This window comes from Streptomyces sp. NBC_00443, from assembly GCF_036014175.1.
Lineage (GTDB): Bacteria > Actinomycetota > Actinomycetes > Streptomycetales > Streptomycetaceae > Streptomyces.
The window spans coordinates 6,229,638-6,248,583 of the sequence record NZ_CP107917.1 but is presented as its reverse complement, the minus strand read 5'-3'; the positions used below and the strand labels follow the sequence as shown (position 1 = coordinate 6,248,583).

General features: G+C 69.0%; 22 protein-coding genes. 8 read left to right on the top strand and 14 right to left on the bottom strand.

Annotated elements, in window-relative coordinates:
• Positions 1–3 precede the first annotated feature (3 nt).
• Both OHO27_RS28285 and OHO27_RS28280 read right to left on the bottom strand, forming a co-directional pair.
• A complete protein-coding gene (locus tag OHO27_RS28285; protein WP_328427774.1) occupies positions 4–615 on the bottom strand; it encodes a LysE family translocator in 612 nt (203 codons plus the stop codon).
• Between the two features lie 206 nt (positions 616–821).
• Positions 822–2,204, bottom strand: a complete 1,383-nt coding sequence (locus OHO27_RS28280) for a glycine--tRNA ligase (protein ID WP_328427773.1) — start codon at positions 2,202–2,204, stop codon at positions 822–824.
• Between the two features lie 162 nt (positions 2,205–2,366).
• Here OHO27_RS28280 and OHO27_RS28275 point away from each other — a divergent pair, with 162 nt between their 5' ends.
• Genes OHO27_RS28275 through OHO27_RS28260 form a run of 4 tightly spaced genes read left to right on the top strand, consistent with a single transcriptional unit; the run spans position 2,367 to position 5,491 of the window.
• Complete coding sequence (locus OHO27_RS28275; protein ID WP_328427772.1) at positions 2,367–3,332, top strand: metal ABC transporter substrate-binding protein; 966 nt, start codon at positions 2,367–2,369, stop codon at positions 3,330–3,332.
• A gap of 19 nt (positions 3,333–3,351) precedes the next feature.
• Positions 3,352–4,119 carry a metal ABC transporter ATP-binding protein gene (locus OHO27_RS28270; RefSeq protein WP_328427771.1) on the top strand — a complete coding sequence of 256 codons (768 nt, stop codon included), beginning with the start codon at positions 3,352–3,354 and terminating at the stop codon, positions 4,117–4,119.
• Positions 4,119–5,021, top strand: a complete 903-nt coding sequence (locus OHO27_RS28265; protein ID WP_328427770.1) for a metal ABC transporter permease — start codon at positions 4,119–4,121, stop codon at positions 5,019–5,021. The genes OHO27_RS28270 and OHO27_RS28265 overlap by 1 nt, the downstream gene beginning before the upstream one ends.
• Positions 5,022–5,080: 59 nt before the next feature.
• Positions 5,081–5,491 carry a Fur family transcriptional regulator gene (locus OHO27_RS28260; RefSeq protein WP_328427769.1) on the top strand — a complete coding sequence of 137 codons (411 nt, stop codon included), beginning with the start codon at positions 5,081–5,083 and terminating at the stop codon, positions 5,489–5,491.
• 71 nt (positions 5,492–5,562) lie between these two features.
• Here OHO27_RS28260 and OHO27_RS28255 read toward each other — a convergent pair whose 3' ends face one another.
• The 6 genes from OHO27_RS28255 to OHO27_RS28230 all read right to left on the bottom strand — a co-directional run bounded on the left by OHO27_RS28255 (position 5,563) and on the right by OHO27_RS28230 (position 8,923).
• Positions 5,563–6,081 (bottom strand): YcxB family protein, encoded by a 519-nt coding sequence (locus tag OHO27_RS28255; protein WP_328427768.1) that lies wholly within the window; start codon positions 6,079–6,081, stop codon positions 5,563–5,565.
• A gap of 37 nt (positions 6,082–6,118) precedes the next feature.
• Positions 6,119–6,952: an isoprenyl transferase gene (locus OHO27_RS28250; protein WP_328427767.1), complete on the bottom strand. Its 834-nt coding sequence runs from the start codon at positions 6,950–6,952 to the stop codon at positions 6,119–6,121.
• A 16-nt stretch (positions 6,953–6,968) separates the two neighbouring features.
• Positions 6,969–7,715 (bottom strand): DNA repair protein RecO, encoded by a 747-nt coding sequence (gene recO, locus OHO27_RS28245; protein ID WP_328427766.1) that lies wholly within the window; start codon positions 7,713–7,715, stop codon positions 6,969–6,971.
• Between the two features lie 103 nt (positions 7,716–7,818).
• Positions 7,819–8,430 (bottom strand): DUF1266 domain-containing protein, encoded by a 612-nt coding sequence (locus OHO27_RS28240; protein ID WP_328430584.1) that lies wholly within the window; start codon positions 8,428–8,430, stop codon positions 7,819–7,821.
• A gap of 47 nt (positions 8,431–8,477) precedes the next feature.
• Positions 8,478–8,693 (bottom strand): hypothetical protein, encoded by a 216-nt coding sequence (locus OHO27_RS28235; protein ID WP_328427765.1) that lies wholly within the window; start codon positions 8,691–8,693, stop codon positions 8,478–8,480.
• Positions 8,690–8,923: a hypothetical protein gene (locus OHO27_RS28230; RefSeq protein ID WP_443059620.1), complete on the bottom strand. Its 234-nt coding sequence runs from the start codon at positions 8,921–8,923 to the stop codon at positions 8,690–8,692. Before OHO27_RS28230 ends, OHO27_RS28235 begins: the two co-directional genes overlap by 4 nt.
• A gap of 87 nt (positions 8,924–9,010) precedes the next feature.
• Here OHO27_RS28230 and OHO27_RS28225 point away from each other — a divergent pair, with 87 nt between their 5' ends.
• Complete coding sequence (locus tag OHO27_RS28225) at positions 9,011–9,844, top strand: helix-turn-helix domain-containing protein (RefSeq protein WP_328427764.1); 834 nt, start codon at positions 9,011–9,013, stop codon at positions 9,842–9,844.
• Positions 9,826–10,098 (top strand): DUF397 domain-containing protein, encoded by a 273-nt coding sequence (locus OHO27_RS28220; RefSeq protein WP_328427763.1) that lies wholly within the window; start codon positions 9,826–9,828, stop codon positions 10,096–10,098. The genes OHO27_RS28225 and OHO27_RS28220 overlap by 19 nt, the downstream gene beginning before the upstream one ends.
• Here OHO27_RS28220 and OHO27_RS28215 read toward each other — a convergent pair.
• The 6 genes from OHO27_RS28215 to OHO27_RS28190 form a co-directional block, all read right to left on the bottom strand.
• The gene (locus OHO27_RS28215; protein ID WP_328427762.1) at positions 10,082–10,954 is read right to left on the bottom strand and encodes a DUF6879 family protein; all 873 of its coding nucleotides are present in this window, start codon (positions 10,952–10,954) and stop codon (positions 10,082–10,084) included. The two genes, OHO27_RS28220 and OHO27_RS28215, sit on opposite strands and share 17 nt — an antisense overlap.
• Positions 10,955–11,060: 106 nt before the next feature.
• Positions 11,061–12,032: an SCO2521 family protein gene (locus OHO27_RS28210; protein WP_328427761.1), complete on the bottom strand. Its 972-nt coding sequence runs from the start codon at positions 12,030–12,032 to the stop codon at positions 11,061–11,063.
• Position 12,033: 1 nt separating this feature from the next.
• Positions 12,034–13,014: an SCO2522 family protein gene (locus OHO27_RS28205; RefSeq protein WP_328427760.1), complete on the bottom strand. Its 981-nt coding sequence runs from the start codon at positions 13,012–13,014 to the stop codon at positions 12,034–12,036.
• Positions 13,011–13,928 carry an SCO2523 family variant P-loop protein gene (locus OHO27_RS28200; RefSeq protein WP_328427759.1) on the bottom strand — a complete coding sequence of 306 codons (918 nt, stop codon included), beginning with the start codon at positions 13,926–13,928 and terminating at the stop codon, positions 13,011–13,013. Before OHO27_RS28200 ends, OHO27_RS28205 begins: the two co-directional genes overlap by 4 nt.
• 4 nt (positions 13,929–13,932) lie before the next feature.
• Complete coding sequence (locus OHO27_RS28195; protein ID WP_328427758.1) at positions 13,933–15,783, bottom strand: SCO2524 family protein; 1,851 nt, start codon at positions 15,781–15,783, stop codon at positions 13,933–13,935.
• Positions 15,784–15,855: 72 nt separating this feature from the next.
• Positions 15,856–16,602 carry an SCO2525 family SAM-dependent methyltransferase gene (locus OHO27_RS28190; RefSeq protein WP_328427757.1) on the bottom strand — a complete coding sequence of 249 codons (747 nt, stop codon included), beginning with the start codon at positions 16,600–16,602 and terminating at the stop codon, positions 15,856–15,858.
• A 225-nt stretch (positions 16,603–16,827) separates the two neighbouring features.
• Here OHO27_RS28190 and OHO27_RS28185 point away from each other — a divergent pair, with 225 nt between their 5' ends.
• Together OHO27_RS28185 and OHO27_RS28180 are read left to right on the top strand one after the other, a co-directional pair.
• Positions 16,828–17,397, top strand: a complete 570-nt coding sequence (locus tag OHO27_RS28185; RefSeq protein WP_328427756.1) for a GNAT family N-acetyltransferase — start codon at positions 16,828–16,830, stop codon at positions 17,395–17,397.
• 66 nt (positions 17,398–17,463) lie between these two features.
• On the top strand, positions 17,464–18,945 hold the full coding sequence (locus tag OHO27_RS28180; protein ID WP_328427755.1) for an alpha/beta hydrolase: 1,482 nt from the start codon (positions 17,464–17,466) through the stop codon (positions 18,943–18,945).
• Position 18,946: the final 1 nt, after the last annotated feature.

Sequence of the window (18,946 nt, the reverse complement as noted above, 5' to 3'; positions counted from 1 at the left end):
GGCTCACTTGGTCGTGAGGGCGAGCTTCGCCCCCAGCGCCACGAACGACCCCGCGAAGCTCCGCCGCAGCCACGTCATCACCCTCGGCCGGGAGGTGACGTGGCTGCGCACGGACGCGGCCAGGACGCCGTACGCCGCGAAGACCAGGAACGTCGCCAGCATGAACACCCCGCTCAACGCCAGCATCCGGATCAGCGCGTGCGGCTCGTGCGGGCTCACGAACTGCGGCAGGAACGCGAAGAAGAAGATCGTCAGCTTCGGATTGAGGATGTTGATCAGCACGGCCCGGACGACCACCTGCCGCGCCGAGTCCAGGGTGGTGCCCTCCTCGACGGCGATGGCGTCCTTGTCCCGCACGGTCGCCCACGCCATGTAGAGGAGATAGGCGACACCGGCGTACTTGAGGACCTGGAAGGCAGCGGCACTGGCATTCAGCAGCGCCGCCAGACCGGTCACCGTGGCCAGCACATGCGGCACGATCCCGAGCGTGCACCCGAGCGCGGCGACGACACTGGCCCGCCGCCCGCGGGAGAGCCCGGCGGCAAGGGTGTAGACGACACCGGTGCCAGGAGTGGCGACGACAACGAGAGTGGTCAGCAAGAAGGCGATACTCATGCCGGCCACCCTCCGCCCACGGGCACCCCGCCAACAGGTCCAATCGCCCGCGCCCAAAGAGGACCAATCCCCGCGCCCCATAAACGCCGAGTTCCCCGCACCCACCCAAGGGGCGCGGGGAACTGCGCGACAAGCCACAACGAACCCGCGGCCGGCGAATCACCCGAGCAAGGCAGACGCAGCCCCGCTCAGCGACCTGGCACCGCCTAGCAGCCGACGAGCCGCGCAGCCAGGTACCCCTCGATCTGGTCCAGCGACACGCGCTCCTGCTTCATCGAGTCCCGCTCGCGCACCGTGACCGCGTTGTCGTCCAGCGTGTCGAAGTCGACGGTCACGCAGTACGGCGTACCGATCTCGTCCTGGCGGCGGTAGCGACGCCCGATCGCACCGGCGTCGTCGAACTCGATGTTCCAGTTCTGCCGCAGCGCCTGGGCGAGGCCCTTGGCCTTCGGGGACAGCTCCGGGTTGCGCGAGAGCGGCAGCACCGCGACCTTCACCGGCGCCAGACGCGGGTCGAGCCGCAGCACCGTCCGCTTCTCCATCTTGCCCTTGGCGTTCGGCGCCTCGTCCTCGACGTACGCGTCGAGCAGGAACGCCAGCATCGCGCGGCCGACACCGGCCGCGGGCTCGATGACGTACGGCGTCCAGCGCTCGCCGGCCTCCTGGTCGAAGTAGGAGAGGTCCTGGCCGGAAGCCTTGGAGTGGGCGTTCAGGTCGTAGTCGGTGCGGTTGGCGACGCCCTCCAGCTCGCCCCACTCGCTGCCGCCGAACGAGAAGCGGTACTCGATGTCGGCGGTGCGCTTGGAGTAGTGGGAGAGCTTCTCCGCCGGGTGGTCGTACCAGCGCATGTTCTCCTCACGGAGACCCAGGCCGGTGTACCAGTTCCAGCGCTCCTGCATCCAGTACTCCTGCCACTTCTCGTCCTCGCCCGGCTTGACGAAGAACTCCATCTCCATCTGCTCGAACTCGCGGGTGCGGAAGATGAAGTTGCCGGGCGTGATCTCGTTGCGGAAGGACTTGCCCATCTGCGCGATGCCGAACGGCGGCTTGCGGCGCGAGGTGGTCTGCACCTGACCGAAGTTGGTGAAGATGCCCTGGGCGGTCTCGGGGCGCAGGTAGGCGATCGAGCCGGAGTCCTGGGTCGGGCCGAGGTGCGTCGACAGCAGACCCGAGAACTGCTTGGGCTCGGTGAACTGGCCCTTGTTGCCGCAGTTGGGGCAGTTGATGTCGGCGAGGCCGTTCTCCGGGGTGCGGCCCTTCTTCTCCTCGTACGCCTCCTCCAGGTGGTCCGCGCGGAACCGCTTGTGGCAGGAGGTGCACTCGGTGAGCGGGTCCGTGAAAGTGGCGACGTGGCCGGAGGCGACCCAGACCTCGGGGGCCAGGATCACGGACGAGTCGATACCGACCACGTCCTCGCGCGACGTCACCATGTAGCGCCACCACTGGCGCTTGAGGTTCTCCTTGAGCTCGACACCCAGCGGCCCGTAATCCCATGCGGCACGCTGACCGCCGTAGATCTCACTGCAGGGAAATACGAAGCCACGGCGCTTGCTCAGGCTGACGATGGTGTCGATCTTGTCGGCGGCCACGGTGCTCTCTTCATTACGACGACGGGCGACGAAGCGAGGCGCTTCACAGCGAATGCTTCAGGGTACCGGCGGGGCCTCCCCCTCAACCAAATCGGTAGCCCTCTGTGGACAGCCCCTCACGCTTGTTGACAATCGTTTCCACCTTTGCTGAAAATGACTGTCATGAACGTACGACGACATCACATATCCGGGCTTGCGCTGGCGGCCGTCACCGCTCTCGGTATCGGCACGCTCTCCGCCTGCTCCTCGGACAGCGCGGCCGCGGGCAACACGGACAAGTTCGACGTCGTCGCGTCGTTCTACCCCATGGCCTTCCTCGCCGAGCAGATCGGCGGCGACCACGTGAACGTCTCCAGTCTGACCGAACCCGGCCAGGAGCCGCACGACCTGGAGATCAGCGCACAGCAGCGGGCCCAGCTGGAGGACTCCGACGCGGCGCTCTACCTCAAGGGCCTCCAGCCGTCCGTCGACGAGGCCATCGGACAGGCGGGCCTGGACACGAAGATCGACGCCGCCTCGCTGACCAAGCTGGAGGACCACGGCGACGTCGAGCACGAGCACGCGGGCGAGCACGCCGAGGAGGAGCACTCCGAGGAGGAGGGCCACGCCCTCGACCCGCACGTCTGGCTCGACCCGGTGAAGTACGCCGAGATCGCCAAGGGCGTCGGCGCGGCCTTCGAGAAGTCCGACCCGGATCACGCGGCCGACTACAAGAAGAACACCGACGCGCTGGTCAAGAAGCTCGACGAGCTCAACACCCAGGTCGCGGACGGGCTCAAGGACACCAAGACCAAGGTCTTCTTCACCAACCACGCGTCCTTCGGCTACTTCGCGGAGCGCTACGGCCTCACGCAGGAGGCCATCTCCGGCATCGACCCGGACAGCGAGCCCAGCCCGGCCCGGATCAAGGAGCTCCAGACGGAGGCCAAGGCCGACGGCGTGACCACCGTGTTCTACGAGACACTGGTGTCCGACAAGACCGCGAAGACCCTCGCCGACGACGCGGGCCTCAAGACGGACGTTCTCGATCCGCTGGAAGGCATCACCGACAAGTCCAAGGGCGACGACTACTTCCAGGTCATGGAGGCCAACCTCAAGGCGCTGCAGACCGCGCTGGGGGCCAAGTGACCAACCTACGGAGGACGGCATGACCGAGCCCGTCATATCGCTGCGCGGCGTCCGCGCCGAGCTGGGCTCGCGCCCCGTCCTGCGCGGCATCGACCTCACCGTGGGCCACGGTGAGGTCGTCGCCCTGCTCGGGGCCAACGGCTCGGGCAAGTCGACCGCCGTGCGCAGCATCATCGGCCAGGTGCCGGTCAGCGCCGGCGAGATCGAGCTGTTCGGCACCCCGCGGGCCCGGTTCCGCGACTGGGCGCGGGTGGGCTACGTCCCGCAGCGCACGACGGCCGCGGGCGGCGTGCCCGCCACGGTCGGCGAGGTCGTCTCCTCGGGCCGCCTGTCGCGCACCCGCTTCGGCGTCTTCCGCAAGGCCGACCACGCCGCCGTACGCCGCGCCCTGGATCTGGTCGGCATGACGGACCGGGTGAAGGACTCGGTGGGCGCCCTGTCCGGCGGCCAGCACCAGCGGGTGCTGATCGCCCGCGCCCTGGCCTCCGAGCCCGAACTGCTGATCATGGACGAGCCGATGGCGGGTGTCGACCTGGCCAGCCAGGAGGTGCTCGCGCAGACGCTCAGGAAGCAGGTCGCCGCCGGCTCGACGGTCCTGCTGGTCCTGCACGAACTCGGCCCGCTGGAGCCCCTGATCGACCGGGCGGTCGTCCTGCGCGACGGCTGCGTGACACACGACGGCCCGCCCCCGCAGGCCGTCGGCCAGCACGCGCTGCCCGGCCACGACCACGTACACCCGCACGCGGCTCACGACGCCGAACCGATCCGGACGGGGCTGCTGAGCTGATGGACTTCCTGAACTACGACTTCATGCAGCGGGCGCTGCTCGCCGCCGTCCTGGTCGGCATCACCGCCCCGGCCGTCGGGATCTACCTCGTCCAGCGCCGCCAGGCCCTGATGGGCGACGGAATCGGCCACGTGGCGATGACCGGCGTCGGCCTCGGCTTCCTGCTGTCCTGGTCGCCGGTGTGGATGGCCACGCTGGTCTCCGTCCTCGGCGCGGTCCTGATGGAGCTGATCCGCTGGTACGGCAAGACGCGCGGCGACATCGCCCTCGCGATGCTCTTCTACGGCGGTATGGCCGGCGGCGTGATGTTGATCAACCTCGCGCCGGGCGGCTCCAACGCCAACCTGACGTCGTACCTCTTCGGCTCCCTCTCCACGGTGAGCGAGTCGGACGTGACGGCGATCATCCTGCTCGCCGCGTTCGTGGTGCTGGTCACCCTCGGCCTGCGCCGCCAGCTGTTCGCGGTGAGCCAGGACGAGGAGTTCGCGCGGGTCACGGGCCTTCCGGTGCGCGCCCTGAACCTGCTGACGGCGATCACCGCGGCGGTGACCGTGACGGTGGCAATGCGCGTGGTCGGGCTGCTGCTGGTCAGCGCGCTGATGGTCGTGCCGGTGGCGGCCGCCCAGCAACTCACCCGGAGCTTCGCGGCGACGTTCGCGATCGCCGTCGCGATCGGCGTCACGGTGACGATCGGCGGCACGGTCACGTCGTACTACCAGGACGTCCCGCCCGGCGCGACGATCGTGCTGCTGACCATCGGCGCGTTCATCGCGCTCACCGCCCTGGCGACGCCACTGGCCCGCCGCAGGGCCCGCGCGCTGGCCGCGGCACACCCCGAAGGCGATCCGGCGGAGTGCGCGATTCCGGCCAGCCGGGATGCCACGGGCAAGGTCGGCGTCTGACTGCTGACAGTCCGGGCTGGCACAATGGCCCGGCAAGTGCAGACGTGAGGAGGCAACCGGTGACGACCGTAGGACCGCCCGTCAAGGGCCGCGCGACTCGGCAGCGGGCCGCCGTGGCGGCGGCCCTGGACGAGGTCGACGAGTTCCGCAGTGCGCAGGATCTCCACGACATGCTGAAGCACAAGGGCGACTCGGTCGGGCTCACCACGGTCTACCGCACCCTGCAGTCCCTCGCCGACGCCGGCGAGGTCGACGTGCTGCGCACCTCCGACGGCGAGTCGGTCTACCGCCGCTGCTCGACCGGCGAACACCACCACCACCTCGTCTGCCGCGTCTGCGGCAAGGCCGTGGAGGTCGAGGGCCCGGCGGTGGAGAAGTGGGCGGACGCCATCGCGGCCGAGCACGGCTTCGTGAACGTGGCGCACACGGTGGAGATCTTCGGCACGTGCGCGGAGTGCTCCGCAGGCTGAGCGGAACCGGGTTGAGCTGAACCGGGTTGAGCTGAACTCGCTCCCGCCGGGGGCGAGTTCAGCATGGGTGGTTACACGCGAGGCAGGTGGCGGCCCAGCAGTGCACGCAGTCGGTCCACGTCGGCCGGATCCGCGGCGCCCCGCTTGGGCAGCACCTCCACCAGCAGGATGTTCGGGTCCCGGCTGAGCACGACGAGGTGATCGCGACTCTCCCGGTAGCCCCGGAACACGGACCAGCGCTGCGTCAGCGTCACATGCTCGGTGACGGTCGTGATCCCCGCGTCGGTGACGGTCGTACGGTAATCGCCCTGCCAGGAGACGGTGCGCAGCCCGTGGTGGGCCTGCAGGTGCGGAATCCCCCAGATCATGACGGCGCACAGGGCGCCGAGTACCACCCCCGACGACCAGCCCGAGATCGCCTGCGCGACGGTGAGCAACGCGAACAGCGCGACAAGGCCCCAGCGCAGCAGGTTCAGCCGGCGGACGCGCTCACGCACCAGAACGGCGTTGAGGAGATCCCCGCGCGAGGGCCGATAGGCCAGCTCCACGGCGTCGGTGCCCTGATTCATGTCCCGCCCCTGGTGATCCATGGGCGGAACCCTAGCGTTCCGCCCACGGCACCGCCCCTCAGTCCTGCCTGCCCTCCATCGCCAGCAGTTCCTCGTTCGGGATCGCCCCGCCGAACCGCCGGTCGCGCGACGCGAACTCCACGCACGCGCGCCACAGGTCACGCCGGTCGAAGTCCGGCCACAGGACGTCCTGGAAGACCATCTCGGCGTAAGCGCTCTGCCAGAGAAGGTAGTTGGAGGTGCGCTGCTCGCCGCTCGGGCGCAGGAACAGGTCCACGTCGGGCATGTCCGGGTAGTACAGGTACTTGGCGAAGGTCTTCTCGTTGACCTTGGACGGGTCCAGCCGCCCCGCCTTCACATCCGCCGCGAGGGCCTGCGCGGCGTCCGCGATCTCGGCCCGGCCGCCGTAGTTCATGCAGAAGTACAGCGTCAGCTTGTCGTTGTCCTTGGTCTGCTCCTGGGCGATCTGGAGCTCCTTGGCGACGGACTTCCACAGCTTCGGCATCCGGCCGACCCACCGCACCCGGATCCCCAGCTCGTCGAGCTGGTCGCGGGTCTTGCGGATGAAGTCGCGGTTGAAGTTCATGAGGAAGCGCACCTCGTCCGGCGACCGCTTCCAGTTCTCGGTGGAGAACGCGTACAGGGAGATCGCGCCGACGCCGATCTCGATCGCGCCCTGGAGGACGTCGAGCACCCGCTCGGCGCCGACCTTGTGGCCCTCGGTGCGCGGCAGCCCGCGCTCCTTCGCCCAGCGGCCGTTCCCGTCCATGACGATCGCCACATGGTTGGCGACCAGCTCACCGGGGAGCTTCGGCGCGCGGGCACCGGACGGATGCGGCTCCGGTGCCCTGTACTCGCGGCGTCGGCGCCCCAGGAACCCACTCACAACCATGTGCTTTCCGTCTCCCTTACTTTTCCACGTACCGAAGCGAGCGCAGCCCGCGCTCCAGGTGCCAGTGCAGATAGGCGGACACGATCCCGCTGCCCTCCCGGACATACCGCGACTCGCTGGCGTCCGCCGTCTCCCAGTCTCCCGTAAGGAGCGCGGCGAGCAGTTCGAGTGTCTGCGGCGACGGTACGACGCTACCGGGCACCCGGCAGTCGACACAGACCGAGCCCCCGGAGCCCACGGAGAAGAAACGGTTCGGACCGGGCATACCGCACTTCGCACAGTCGCTGAAGCTGGGGGCGTAGCCGTTGACGGCGAGCGACCGCAGCAGGAAGGCGTCGAGAACAAGGTGCGGGGCGTGCTCGCCGCGGGAGAGGGTGCGCAGGGCGCCGACGAGCAGCAGGTACTGCTGCACGGCCGGCTCGCCCTCGTGATCGGTGAACCGCTCGGCGGTCTCCAGCATGGCCGTCCCGGCGGTGTAGCGCGCGTAGTCGCTGACGATCCCGCCGCCGTACGGAGCGATGGTCTCGCTCTGCGTGCACAGCGGCAGCCCGCGCCCGATCAGCTCGCTCCCCCGCGCGAAGAATTGCACGTCGACATGGGAGAAGGGTTCGAGCCGCGCCCCGAACTTCGACTTGGTCCGCCGCACACCCCGCGCCACGGCCCGCACCCGCCCGTGGCCACGGGTGAGCAGCGTGATGATCCGGTCGGCCTCGCCGAGTTTCTGTGTCCGCAGGACGATGCCGTCATCCCGGAAGAGACTCATTCCGCACCCCCGCGGGCTTCCGGCACGCCCAGCTTCTGGGTGCGCAGGACGATGCCGTCGTCGCGGAACAGACTCATGGGGTCATTCTCTCGTACGCCTGGAGTCAGCGGGTGCGGTCGGGGTGGCTGATGGAGTCCCAGGGGGCGAGGTTCCAAGGGCTGGAGCGATTCGCCGGGTCCAGCAGCGACCGCAGATGCGCGTCGGCGGTGGCCTGCGGAGCCGGGAGGTCCGAGGCGGACTCGGCCCTGCCCCGCAGCCCGTCCCGCCAGACCTGCCGGCCGAGCAGATAGTGAGCGGCGTACTGCTGCCAGGAGCCGTACGTCCCCACCACCGCCGGCACGATGTTCTTCAGCGCGGTCCAGGCGTCCGGCTCGTCGATCAGCCCGCAGCCGAAGCCACGGCGGGTGATGTCGACGTACAGCGCGGCGTCCCAGGCGAGCGGCGCGACGCCGGTGACCCGCAGCGCCCGCGTCCGGTACCCGCTGCGGGACAGGTCGTCGAGCCGGTCGACCAGCTCCTCACGCGAGGTGATCTCCCACTGCTCGGCCAGCCAGCGCCGGGCACTGTCGTCGTCGATCCGCGTGTACGGGTAGAGGGTCTTCCGCGAGACGCCGCTGTCCCGGCTCACCGGCGCGCTCAGCGACACCATCCACAGCTGGTGCGTGCTGAGCGGCACGGGGTAGCGCCGGGACGCCTTCGCCCTCGCCTCCGCCATCTCTTCCACAAGCCCATGCCGCCGCACCTTACGGGCCCGCCCCAACGTCAAGGAACCTCCCCCCGGCTGCGTGCGTTGGCGTACGCCGTCGCCGCGCGCAGCCGCTCGGCGGGGGTGGCCGTGCGTACGGCGCCCGGCTCGGCGTCCCACTCCTTGCCGCCTCCGTACGGTCTCAGCTGAACGTACGGCCCCTCATGTCCCATCACGACGCCGATCCTCCCCCTGCGTGTGTCCACGACGTACGACCCGATCGGTGGCTTCACCGCAACACCGCCGCGAGGCGCTGCGCGGTCTCGACCGAACACCGGCCCAATTCGACGAGCGGGCAAGGGGCTTCACGCGCAAGACTCGCCGGATCGATCCGGAGTGTCGGAAGCGTAATTCCTGCCTTCTCCAGCACCGCCCGCAATTCCTTCACTGCTTCCTCCGCTTCTTCGACGCAGCGCGCCGAGTGTCGTGCCGTCACCTTGATCCCCTCCCCTTTGGGTTTCACGCATTTCATCTCCATGGTGACCTGCGACGCCTACACTCGGCAGGAGTCTGTGCCCTACAAGTGCAGGGCAGTACAAGGGGGTTGGCCATGGCCAATGGTTCGCGGCAGGCGGCCTGGGAGTTCTTCGGCGCGGAGTTGAAACGGCGAAGGGAGGACGCCGGGCTCACCCAGGTGGAGTTAGGGGCTCGGGTATTTGTCTCCGGCGGATACATCGGCCAATTCGAACAGGCCATTCGGAAGCCGCAGCGGGATGTCGCGCAGCGGATTGATGAGGCCCTGCAAACCGACGGTATTTTCGAGCGGATGTGGCGCCAGCTCATCAAGGATCAGCGATACGCGGATTACTTCGCCAAGGCGGCGGAGTTGGAGCGGCTCGCGACAAAGATCTGCGAGTTCGCGCCCGCGCTGGTGCCGGGCCTGTTGCAGACGGCCGGGTACGCGCGGGCGGTGACCTTGGCAATGAACCGCTTCGCGACGGACGAGTACATCGAGGACAAGGTGTCGGGCCGTCTGGAGCGCCAGCACATCCTCAAGGACGCTACACGGCCCGTGTATTGGGCCGTCCTCCACGAGAACGTGCTCCGCATCCCGGTCGGCGGCCCGGCCGTCATGGCGGAGCAGCTGGAGCGCGTGGCGGCGCTGACGCGGGAGCGCACGGTACTGGTGCAGGTGCTGCCGTACGCGGCGGGGGCCTACGCCCTGATGACCGGTTCGCTGAAGCTCATGGAGTTTGAGGACGCCCCACCAACGGCCTATACAGAAGCCGTGTATTCGGGGAATCTGCTGGACGATCCGGCTGTGGTGAAGCACGCGTACGCGGCATACGATCTGCTCAGGGCCGCCGCGCTGTCGCCGGAGGCGTCCCTGGCCCTGGTCGAGTCGGCGGCGGAGGACTTCAGACGATGCGCGAGTACGACCTGAGCAACGCGAGCTGGCGCAAGAGCAGCTACAGCGACGGCAACGGCGGCGACTGCGTCGAGGTCGCGTACGACTTCCCAGGCGCCGCCCGCTGGCGCAAGAGCAGCTACAGCGACGGCAATGGCGGCAGCTGCCTCGAAGTCGCCGACGGCATACCCGGCGTCGTCCCTGTCCGAGACACCAAACTCGCCTCGGACAGCCCCGTACTCCTCATCCCCGCCCACGCCTGGCGCGGGTTCCTCACGTCTCTGCGGTGACCCGCGGAGTCGTCTGCTGACGCTCCGCCTCCGCCCACAGGTCGGTGAACTGGGTGATGTGGTCCTCGATGTGGTCCGGTTCGGCGCTCAGCAGCGTCCCGTCCGGGTTGGACTCCTGGTCCGGCTTGGTCTCGTAGCAGAGTTCGCCGTCGAAGACGATGAAGTCGCTCACCCTGGGGTTCGACTCCATCAGCGACCGCACCACGATGCGCGCGTCGATGCCCCGCCTGCGGTGGTCCTCGCACAGCCCTCTGAGCTCCGGCGTGACCTCGTACTCGTCCCGCACCACGAACAGGCGCCGGATCTCCACGCCCCGCCTCTTGATCGCCTTCTCCTGCGCGGCGAGATACCGCTCGGCGGGCCCGCTGCTCCAGAACTCCCGGTCCACCGAGGTGCTGGTGGCGTCGAGGGTCATCTTGACGCAGTCGGTGATGTCGATCAGCCACTCGTGGTTCTCGCCGGGGCAGTCCGCGCTGCCGCTGCCGAGGCCTTCCATCATCTTGGCGAGCCGGCCCAGTTCCTTCTCGGCGAAGGCCTGCATGATGTCGCCGCCCTGCTCACGGACCTTGGTGTAGCCGAGGACCAGCCGGGTCACCTCGTCGGAGCGCAGCACCGACCCGTCGACCTGGCTGAACAGCGTCGTCGCGGCGAGGATCTCGTTGAAGCGCCGGTCGACCTTCTCGAACCGCTCCCCGAAGTCGATCAGGTACTGCACGATCAGGGCCGCGCTGCCGATGACGATGGACGCCACCCACTGCCAGATGTTCCCGTCGTCCTCGCTGAGGATGCTGGTCAGCAGGAAGGCCCCGCCGGCCGCTCCGGCGGTGATCACGATCCGCCAGAACATCTTCGGCATGCGCGGTTCCTGGCGCGGTACCCCTTGCCCGTTGCTACTTGCTCCTAACGATGACGCTCCGCCCATTTCTCTTCCCCCGTCGGGTATCTGGTTCCGGTACCGCCCCTCAGCGCGTGCTGAGCGCCTGGTGGGGCACCGCCACGGCCTGGAGGGCCAGTCGATCTCTGATGCGCCGGCTCAGGTTCTCCCACTGACGGGAGAACCCCGGCTTCTCTTCGAGCACGTCCCACAGGTGACCCAGCGCGGGGTCCACGTGTGCGCGCGGCATCCACAGATGCAGCAGATGAACCACGACCGGATGCAGCGCCTCGACCACCGAGGGTCCGTCTATGGCGCCGATCCGGTTGTTGTCCAGCATGTGCTGAACGGTCGTCAAAAGCCAGTCGTGCAGGGCGAGATCCTCGCACAGACCGGCCGCGGCGGAGGCCGGGACGTCCTCCGGAAGCAGTAGCTCCACGGTCCGCAGCCCGCCCTCGGCGACGGTGAAGTTCGCCAGGGACGCCCGCTCACCGGCCGGGGTCCGCCGCGCGACCCAACGCAGCCGCGTCGGGCTGGACTTGAAGGGCACCCGGCGGTCCAGCAGCGCGTGGCGGCGGAGCTGGGCGAGCAGGCCTTCGGAAATCATCCCGAGGTCGAGTTCGCCACGCCCGGCACCGCGCAACACGCCGTCTGCGGTGGCCTGTTGGGGCAGCTTGCCGAAGGGCTCGACCAGGCCCGGCCGTACGAGGTACTGGCCCCAGGGGCGCCGCATGTCGGGGCCGGCGGCCGGGAGGCTGAAGTACGCGGTCGACTGGAGCAGCCGGCCCTCGGTCAGCGCCGCGCGGGCGGCCACCGTACCGACGCCCCGGACCTTGGTGCCGTTGGCGGCGGGCAGCCGGCAGTCCACGCCGGTCAGGACCTCGGGGGAAAGGACGTACATGCTGGGCCGTTCCGAGACCCGGACGTGGACGTCGGCGCGCAGCCTGAGCAGCTGGGCGGCGGCCCGGGCGTCGAGCGCCTGGAACGACGGCAGCAGACAGGTGCGCACCTCACCGCAGGCGAGGACCGAGCGCGCCGGTTGTCCGGTGGCCGCCGTCATCTCAGTTCTCCTCGGGCCGGGAGGAGTCGCCGGGCTCCTCGTAGAAGACGTACGCGGCGCGCTGTGCGACCGCTGCCGGGACCGCCATCCCCTCGTCGGCGGACCGCTTGGCGACCTGCTGCAGCGCGCCCGCGTCGACGTCCGTCTGGTCGAGGATGAGCCGGACGGCGTCCTCGACGGCGAGGAAGCGGTTCGGCATGAGGGTGCAGGTGCGGTAGGCGCTGAAGGCCGCCTTGGTGTCGGTGAGCTTGACCAGGGGCGCCAGCAGGTCCCAGTCGTGCGGGAAGTCCTCGCCCTGCCAGTCCTTGGGCTGCAGCACCGGCTCACCGAGGTGCCGTAAGAGGCCCAGCCGGGCCAGTTGCCATACGGCGGCCAGGAAAGGGCAGGACCACAGCCGCTTGCCGTCCTTCTCGGACCACAACTCGACGTCCATGAAGACGGAGTGGTTGCGGGCGGCGGTCTCCTGGGGCGGTTCCCAGCCCTTGACCGCGCCCAGGGCGCTGCGGGACGTCGAGGGGGTGCGCTGGCCGTTGGCGAGCCAGCCGGTCTGGCTGACGGGCGGGCGGGAGCCGTAGCTGCCGGGCGGCGGGGACTCGACGAGGCGGTGCATGACCGATTCCGCCAGTTCGATGCGGTCGGCGACCGCGCAGGCCGACTCGCGGGCGAGGTAGTCGATGACGAGGCCGGCCTTCTCGGCCTCCTTCAGCACCATCGGGATCAGCTCGGCCGGGGTGGAGAAGCGGGTGAAGTAGTCGTCGATCAGGAAGCAGGTGCTGATGCGGGGCCGCTTGCTGCGGCGGGCGGCCGAGGCGCGCACCGCGTCCGCCCACACCCGTACCTCCGCGAAGTGCTCGCCCAGCCGCTTGGGGCCCGCCTCGAAGTCCTCCATGTAGAGGTGGCCCAGCTCCAGGGAGAGGTGGGACAGCGGCACGGACTGGGTGCGCAGCTCTGCGGTGGTCTCCTGGAACACGGCTTCGCTCACGCCTGCTCCCAGTACTTGTCGTCGGTCAGACGGCCGGCGAGCCGGCTCAGTGCCTGCCAGGTCTCCTGGTTGGCGATCTGACTGTCGAGCACGTCCTCGTCGGTGATGAGCTGCTCACGCCACTGCAGGACCGGTTCGAGCGGCACCGAGCCGAGGACCTGGCTGTAGCCGATGCCGTGCGTGGAGGCGAGCTGCTTGAGGTCGCCGTCGGTCTTGCGCATCCACGCCGACTGGGTGGGCGAGACCTGCGACCACAGCGGCGATTCGGGGTCGGGGACGGCGGCCCGTACGAAGCGGATGGCGTTGCGCAACGTCTCCTCGTCGTGGCCGCGGTCGGCGCCGCCCGCGACGATGCCGCGCTTGCCGAAGACCAGGCTCGCGGCGGCCTCGACATGCTGGCGGGTCCAGCGGTGGAAGACCAGCCAGCGGGCCGTGACCTCGCTCATCTCGGGCTGTGCGGTGGCCTCCAGGACCATGTCGACGGCGTAGGAACGGCCGGCGCTGAGGTCGACGACGACCAGGTCGAACTCGTAGTACAGGTTCATCAGCAGGTCGACGCAGCGGCGCAGGTTGTCGTCGCTGGTCGCGAACTCGCCGCCGCTGACGTCGCCGGGCATCAGGACCAGCCGGCCGCAGCCGGGCGGCGGGAAGCGCAGCACCTGGTGCTCGGTCTCGGCCCACACGTCGATCCGGGCCGGTTCGCTGACCTCCCCTATCAGGTAGGCGTGCAGGCCGCGGTCCTCGGTGGCCTGGCGGGCGTCGCCCACGTCGAAGACGGCCGCCGCGGTCGGCGAGCCGAAGTCGAAGTCCAGATAGCAGACGTCGTCCCCGGCCATCGCCCGGTGGTAGGCGAGGTTGGCGCTCGTGACGGAGCGCCCGGTGCCTCCTTTGTCGGAGGCGGCGAAGATCAGCACCGTGTCACACTCCCCGGTCCGCGGCTTCGCGGGCCCTGGCGAGCGAGTCGAGCTGCCCCAGCACGTCGAGCGTCAACGCGTAGGCCGTGCCCGGCTGTTCGTCCACGAGGCTGCGGGCTCGGCGCAACTTGACCTCGATGTTCCGCAGTTCCATCCCGTGCCGGCCGGAGTCCGTGGGCGCGGGTTCCATCTGTTCGTTGCCCAGCAGGTGCGCGGACTCACTGAGCAACGCCCTTGCCAGCTCGGTCAGTTCGAGGCTGCGGATCGGGGGCTGCCGGTACATGTCGTGGGCCTGGACCATCACCTCGGTGACCCGCTCGGTGATGCTCCACGACACCGGTACGCGCCGCTTCTGGATCTCCGCCTGGGGATAGGCGGCGTGGACGTTGTCCCAGAGGCCGACGCCCTCGCCGTCGCGGATGCGGCGCGCCCACATGTGGTCGAAGATGTCCTCGGCCAGCCTGAGCAGCCGGTCGTGCGAGGCCAGGCTGCGCGACAGCGTGCACAGCTGGACGGTCCGCTTCAGCAGCTGTGCCGAGAAGTCGGTCATCGACCATGTCATGGGCGGGCCGAGCCGCTCGCTGCCCTGCAACGGCAGGGCGACGCCCAGGTTGTGCAGCTCCTCGACCATGGGGTCGTCGCGCGTCATCCGGCTGGTGACACGGCCGCGCTCGGCGAGGCGCTCCATGATGCCGACGGTGCGGGTCAGGTCGTCGTCGGTGGCCCGGCGACGCATCAGGTCGTGCACGAGGATGGCGGCGACGGACAGGGAGAAGTACTCGGACTCCAGCTTCTGTCCCGTCGTACGCCAGGGAATGTCCTCCAGGGGCCAGCGGTCGTCGTCGAAGCGGGCGATGCGGGACCAGTACTGCTGGGTCAGCTCCCACCGCAGTCGCAGGGCCTCGGCGAGCTTCTGCTGCTCGGTGTTGAGCAGGCCGAGGGTGAGGGTGCGGTCGGAGAACAGGTCCTGGATGCCGTCGAGGGCGACCACGGTGAAGTACAGGTACGGCACCGCGTTGGCGACGCCCTCGGGCTGCGGCCCGATGGGTTCGTCGGTCTCGACCTCGGGAGCGTCCTTCACCATGCTCCACGCCCAGCCGCACTCGAAGAGCTGGTTCTCGTCCTTGAGGCCCTCCTGGACGTCGATGCCGAGGAACACGCTCTCGTTGATCGCCGCGCGCAGCGAACGGAAACGGTTCTGGAATTTGCTGAGCACCTGCCGCTGCGACAGCCGTCCCTGGCCGAGGAGTTCGCAGAGCGTACGGCCCTGGGAGGCGTCGACGTCGAAGACGTTGACGGTGAAGGAGCGCAGCAGGCTGACCATGGCGGCGGTGAGCCGGTTGCTGGTGGCCTGGCGCAGCTCGGCGATGGTCTCCTTGACGTCACTGCGCCGGGTCCTGGTTTCGTAGATCTTGAGGAAGCCCAGTGTGGCGAGGCACAGGGTGATCGACATGGAGAACGAGTCGACGACGCCGAGTTGGCGCTGTTCCTCGGTGACTTCCCTGGCCTTGTCGGCGGACCCGAAGTAGTAACCCCCGGCGAAGGTCGGCCTCTTGTCCTCGCCGGTGTGCGCCCGCATGAAGTCGGCCATGGCCGTGACGAGGTTGGCCGGGACCTCCAGCCGTCCGCCGGCCCGCTTCAGGACCTGCTGGACGTCCTCCTGTGTGGTGTCCGGGTCGTCCAGCCGGAAGGCGGGGATCTCGGTGGCCGGGTACAGCAGGCAGAGCAGCCGCTCGGCGTCGGCCACGCTGCTCTCGTTGCCCCACTCGCCCCACTCCCACTCTCCCCCGTCGAAAGAGTGGCGGGCTACCGCCTGCCAGATGTCCAGCAGATGCTGGCGTGGCTTGATCTGCATTCCATGCCCCTCACACAGACCGCACTGCCATCACTAGAGGAATATCGCTGTGCTGTTGTGAAGCTCCACCGATCAGCCGATCGGAATGAGCGCGTCCGAATTTCGCCAGCCGTAGGCGACGATCATTCCCGAATACCCGTCGCGCACCTCGGCCGCGGATTCGAGCCGCTGAACCTTGAAGTCGCCCGCGAATGCCTCAAGGCTCGCGCGCACCTCGGATTCTCCCACGTCACAGGCCGGGAAGAAATGCTCACCGGCGTGATAGCCCGTGGAATGTTCCATGAAGGCGGTCGCGAAGGGGGCGCCGGGGACCAGGGCGCGCATGAAACGCTCGACGCCGAGCGAGAACTCCTGGTGGGACGTGGTCATCGACTCGGCGACGAAGAACATGGTCCCCATGGACCACCGGCGCCCGTGCCGCGCCAGGTCGAAGAGGTCGCCCTGCTCGACGGAGACGACCTTGCGGAACCTCTCCCGCGGGTCCGCGCCAAGGGAGTTGTAGGCCTCGTGCTCGCACAGGGCCTCCCAGAACTGGTCCCAGTTCCGGTCGTAGGACTCGGCCTGGCGGGAGAGGTACCGGACGTTCGACGGCGAGCGCTCGAAGAGGGTGATCTCCTCGCACCACGGCATCATGGCGAGTGCGGGATAGAGATTGGCACCGGCACCTACGTCGATACCGGAAACCGGGCCGAAGCCCTGCTTCCGGAAATGATCGCCGAAATGATCCCGGATCATGTGCAGGATCTCCGCGTCCTCTGCCTGTAAGTCGCGGTAGTTGTGATCAACGTAGGCGATCGGGTCGAACGCCGCCCAGCGCACATCTTTGTTCTTCAACCGGACGTCCCCCGACGATCTCTGGGTCATTCACTCACGGTACCAAAAGAAGGCGCACTGGGAGCGCGTCGAGGCATAAGGTCCTCGCACCCTTGAACCAAGGGATTGCCCTGCTCAAGATGGGCGGATCTCGAACCGAGCGCCTGAAACGGCAGGCAACGGGTGCTCACCCGCATGAGTGACTCCAATCCATCACATAGGGGGCAGTCGATGGCCATGCCGGAGGAACGTTTCCCTGTTCTGGGCCGCCGCTCCGACCAGGCGTGCTTCGCCGGCAGCAGCGATCGGCCACTGACGACCCGAGGAGTCACCGAGGCGGACCTGCCCGAGCTCCTGCGGGTGGACCGGGAGGTGTTCCCCGAGGAGCCGTACCCCTACTTCGTACTGCGCCAGCACTTCGACGTCCACGGCGACCGCATCCTCGTCCTCGACGACGGGGACTGCCTGCACGGCTACGTCCTCTTCGTCACCACCTCTGACGGCTATGTGTGCTGGGTCCTGAGCCTGGCCGTCAGCGCCGACCGGCGCGGCCGGGGGCTGGGCAAACGGCTGATGCTGGAGGTGCTGCGGCAGTTGCGCCGGGAGCGGGTGCACGAGGTGCGGCTGACCGTGGAGCCGGCGAACGCGGCGGCGATCATGCTGTACCGGACCCTGGGGTTCTCGGCCGAGGGCGGGGTGCGCCGGGACTATCTGGGGCCCGGGGAGGACCGGCTCATCATGGTGCTGGTGCTGGCCCAGTGGTCGTATGGGGGTAAACCCCAGGAGGGATACGGGAGGTAATCCCCAGGGAAGATACGGGAGTTGCCCGGATGTGACGCTCCGTGAAGGTCCGTCAGGCTGCTGTGCATGAAGCAGATCACGAAGAGTGCCGCCCTGATCGCAGCCGCCTCCGGAGTCGTCTTCGGGCTGGTCACCCCGCTCACCGCGAACGCCACCGGCTCGCCCACGCCGCTGAAGTGGACCAAGTGCGAGGGCGAGGGGCTCGATCCGCGCCAGCAGTGTGCGACCCTCGCCGTCCCGATGGACTACGCCGACCCCGGCGGCCCGAAGATCGACATCGCCGTCTCCCGCATCCCCAGCGAGAAGCCGTCCGCACGGCGTGGCGCCCTGCTGCTGATCGCCGGCGGGCCGGGCGGCGACAGCCTGGGCGAGCCCTCGGACAAGGGGCAGAGGCTGCCGCAGAAGGTGCGGGACACCTACGACCTGATCGGGTTCGCGCCGCGCGGCAACGCCCCCTCGACGCCGGTGAATTGCGAGGTGGAGCACCGTGACCTCGCGCGCACGGCGCTGCGCCCCTGGCCGGCCCCGGACGGGTCCGTCACCGAGAACATGGCCACCGCACGGCGCATCTCGGACGCCTGCGCCCGCAACGGCGGCGAACTGATGAAGCACATCAGCACCAAGAACAACGCCCGCGACATCGACAGCATCCGAGCCGCGCTCGGCGAACGCAAGCTGTCCGCCTGGGGCGACTCGTACGGCACCTACATCGGCTCCACCTTCGCCGAGCTGTTCCCGCACCGCACGGACCGCATCGTGCTGGACAGCAACGACAACCCCGACCCCGTACGAGCGGAGCGCGCCTGGCTGGAGTCGTTCGAGGCGGGCGTCGAGGACAACTTCCCCGTCTTCGCCAAGTGGGCGTCCCGGCCGGGCAACCCGGACCGCGTCGCCGGCACACCGGCCGAGGTGCGCTCGCGGTTCCTCGCCCTCGCCGCCCGTCTGGACCGCGAGCCCCTTCCCTGGCCCGGCGCCAACCCGGCGCAGCTGGACGGCAACGGCCTGCGCCAGACGATGCTGGACAGCCTGTACGACCCCGAGGACTACCCGGTGCTGGCCAAGCTGATGCTGGCCGCCGGCAAGGGCACGCTGCCGCCCGCGCCGGAGAACCCGCCGGAGGCGCTGCTGCAGAACTACATCGCCGTCGGCGCCGCGACCATCTGCAACGACGCCGCCTGGCCGCGGTCGGCCGCGGTGTACGAGAAGGGTGTCGCCGAGAGCCGCGCGAAGTATCCGCTCACCGCGGGTATGCCGAGGAACGCGATGGTCTGCGCCGCGTGGCCGTCGCAGCCGACGGAGGCGCCGCCGCGGGTGACCGACCGCGGGCCGTCCAACGTCCTGCTGATCCAGAACGAGCGGGACGTGGCCACACCGCTGAGCGGCGCCCTGAAGATGCGCGAGGCCCTCGGCCGGCGGGCCGTCATGGTCACCGTGAACTCCACCGGCCATGGCTCCTACCTCGAGAACGGCAACGCGTGCGGCGACGCGACCGTCTCCCGGTTCCTGGCGACCGGCGAGCGTCCGCCCCGGGACACGTACTGCAAGTAGG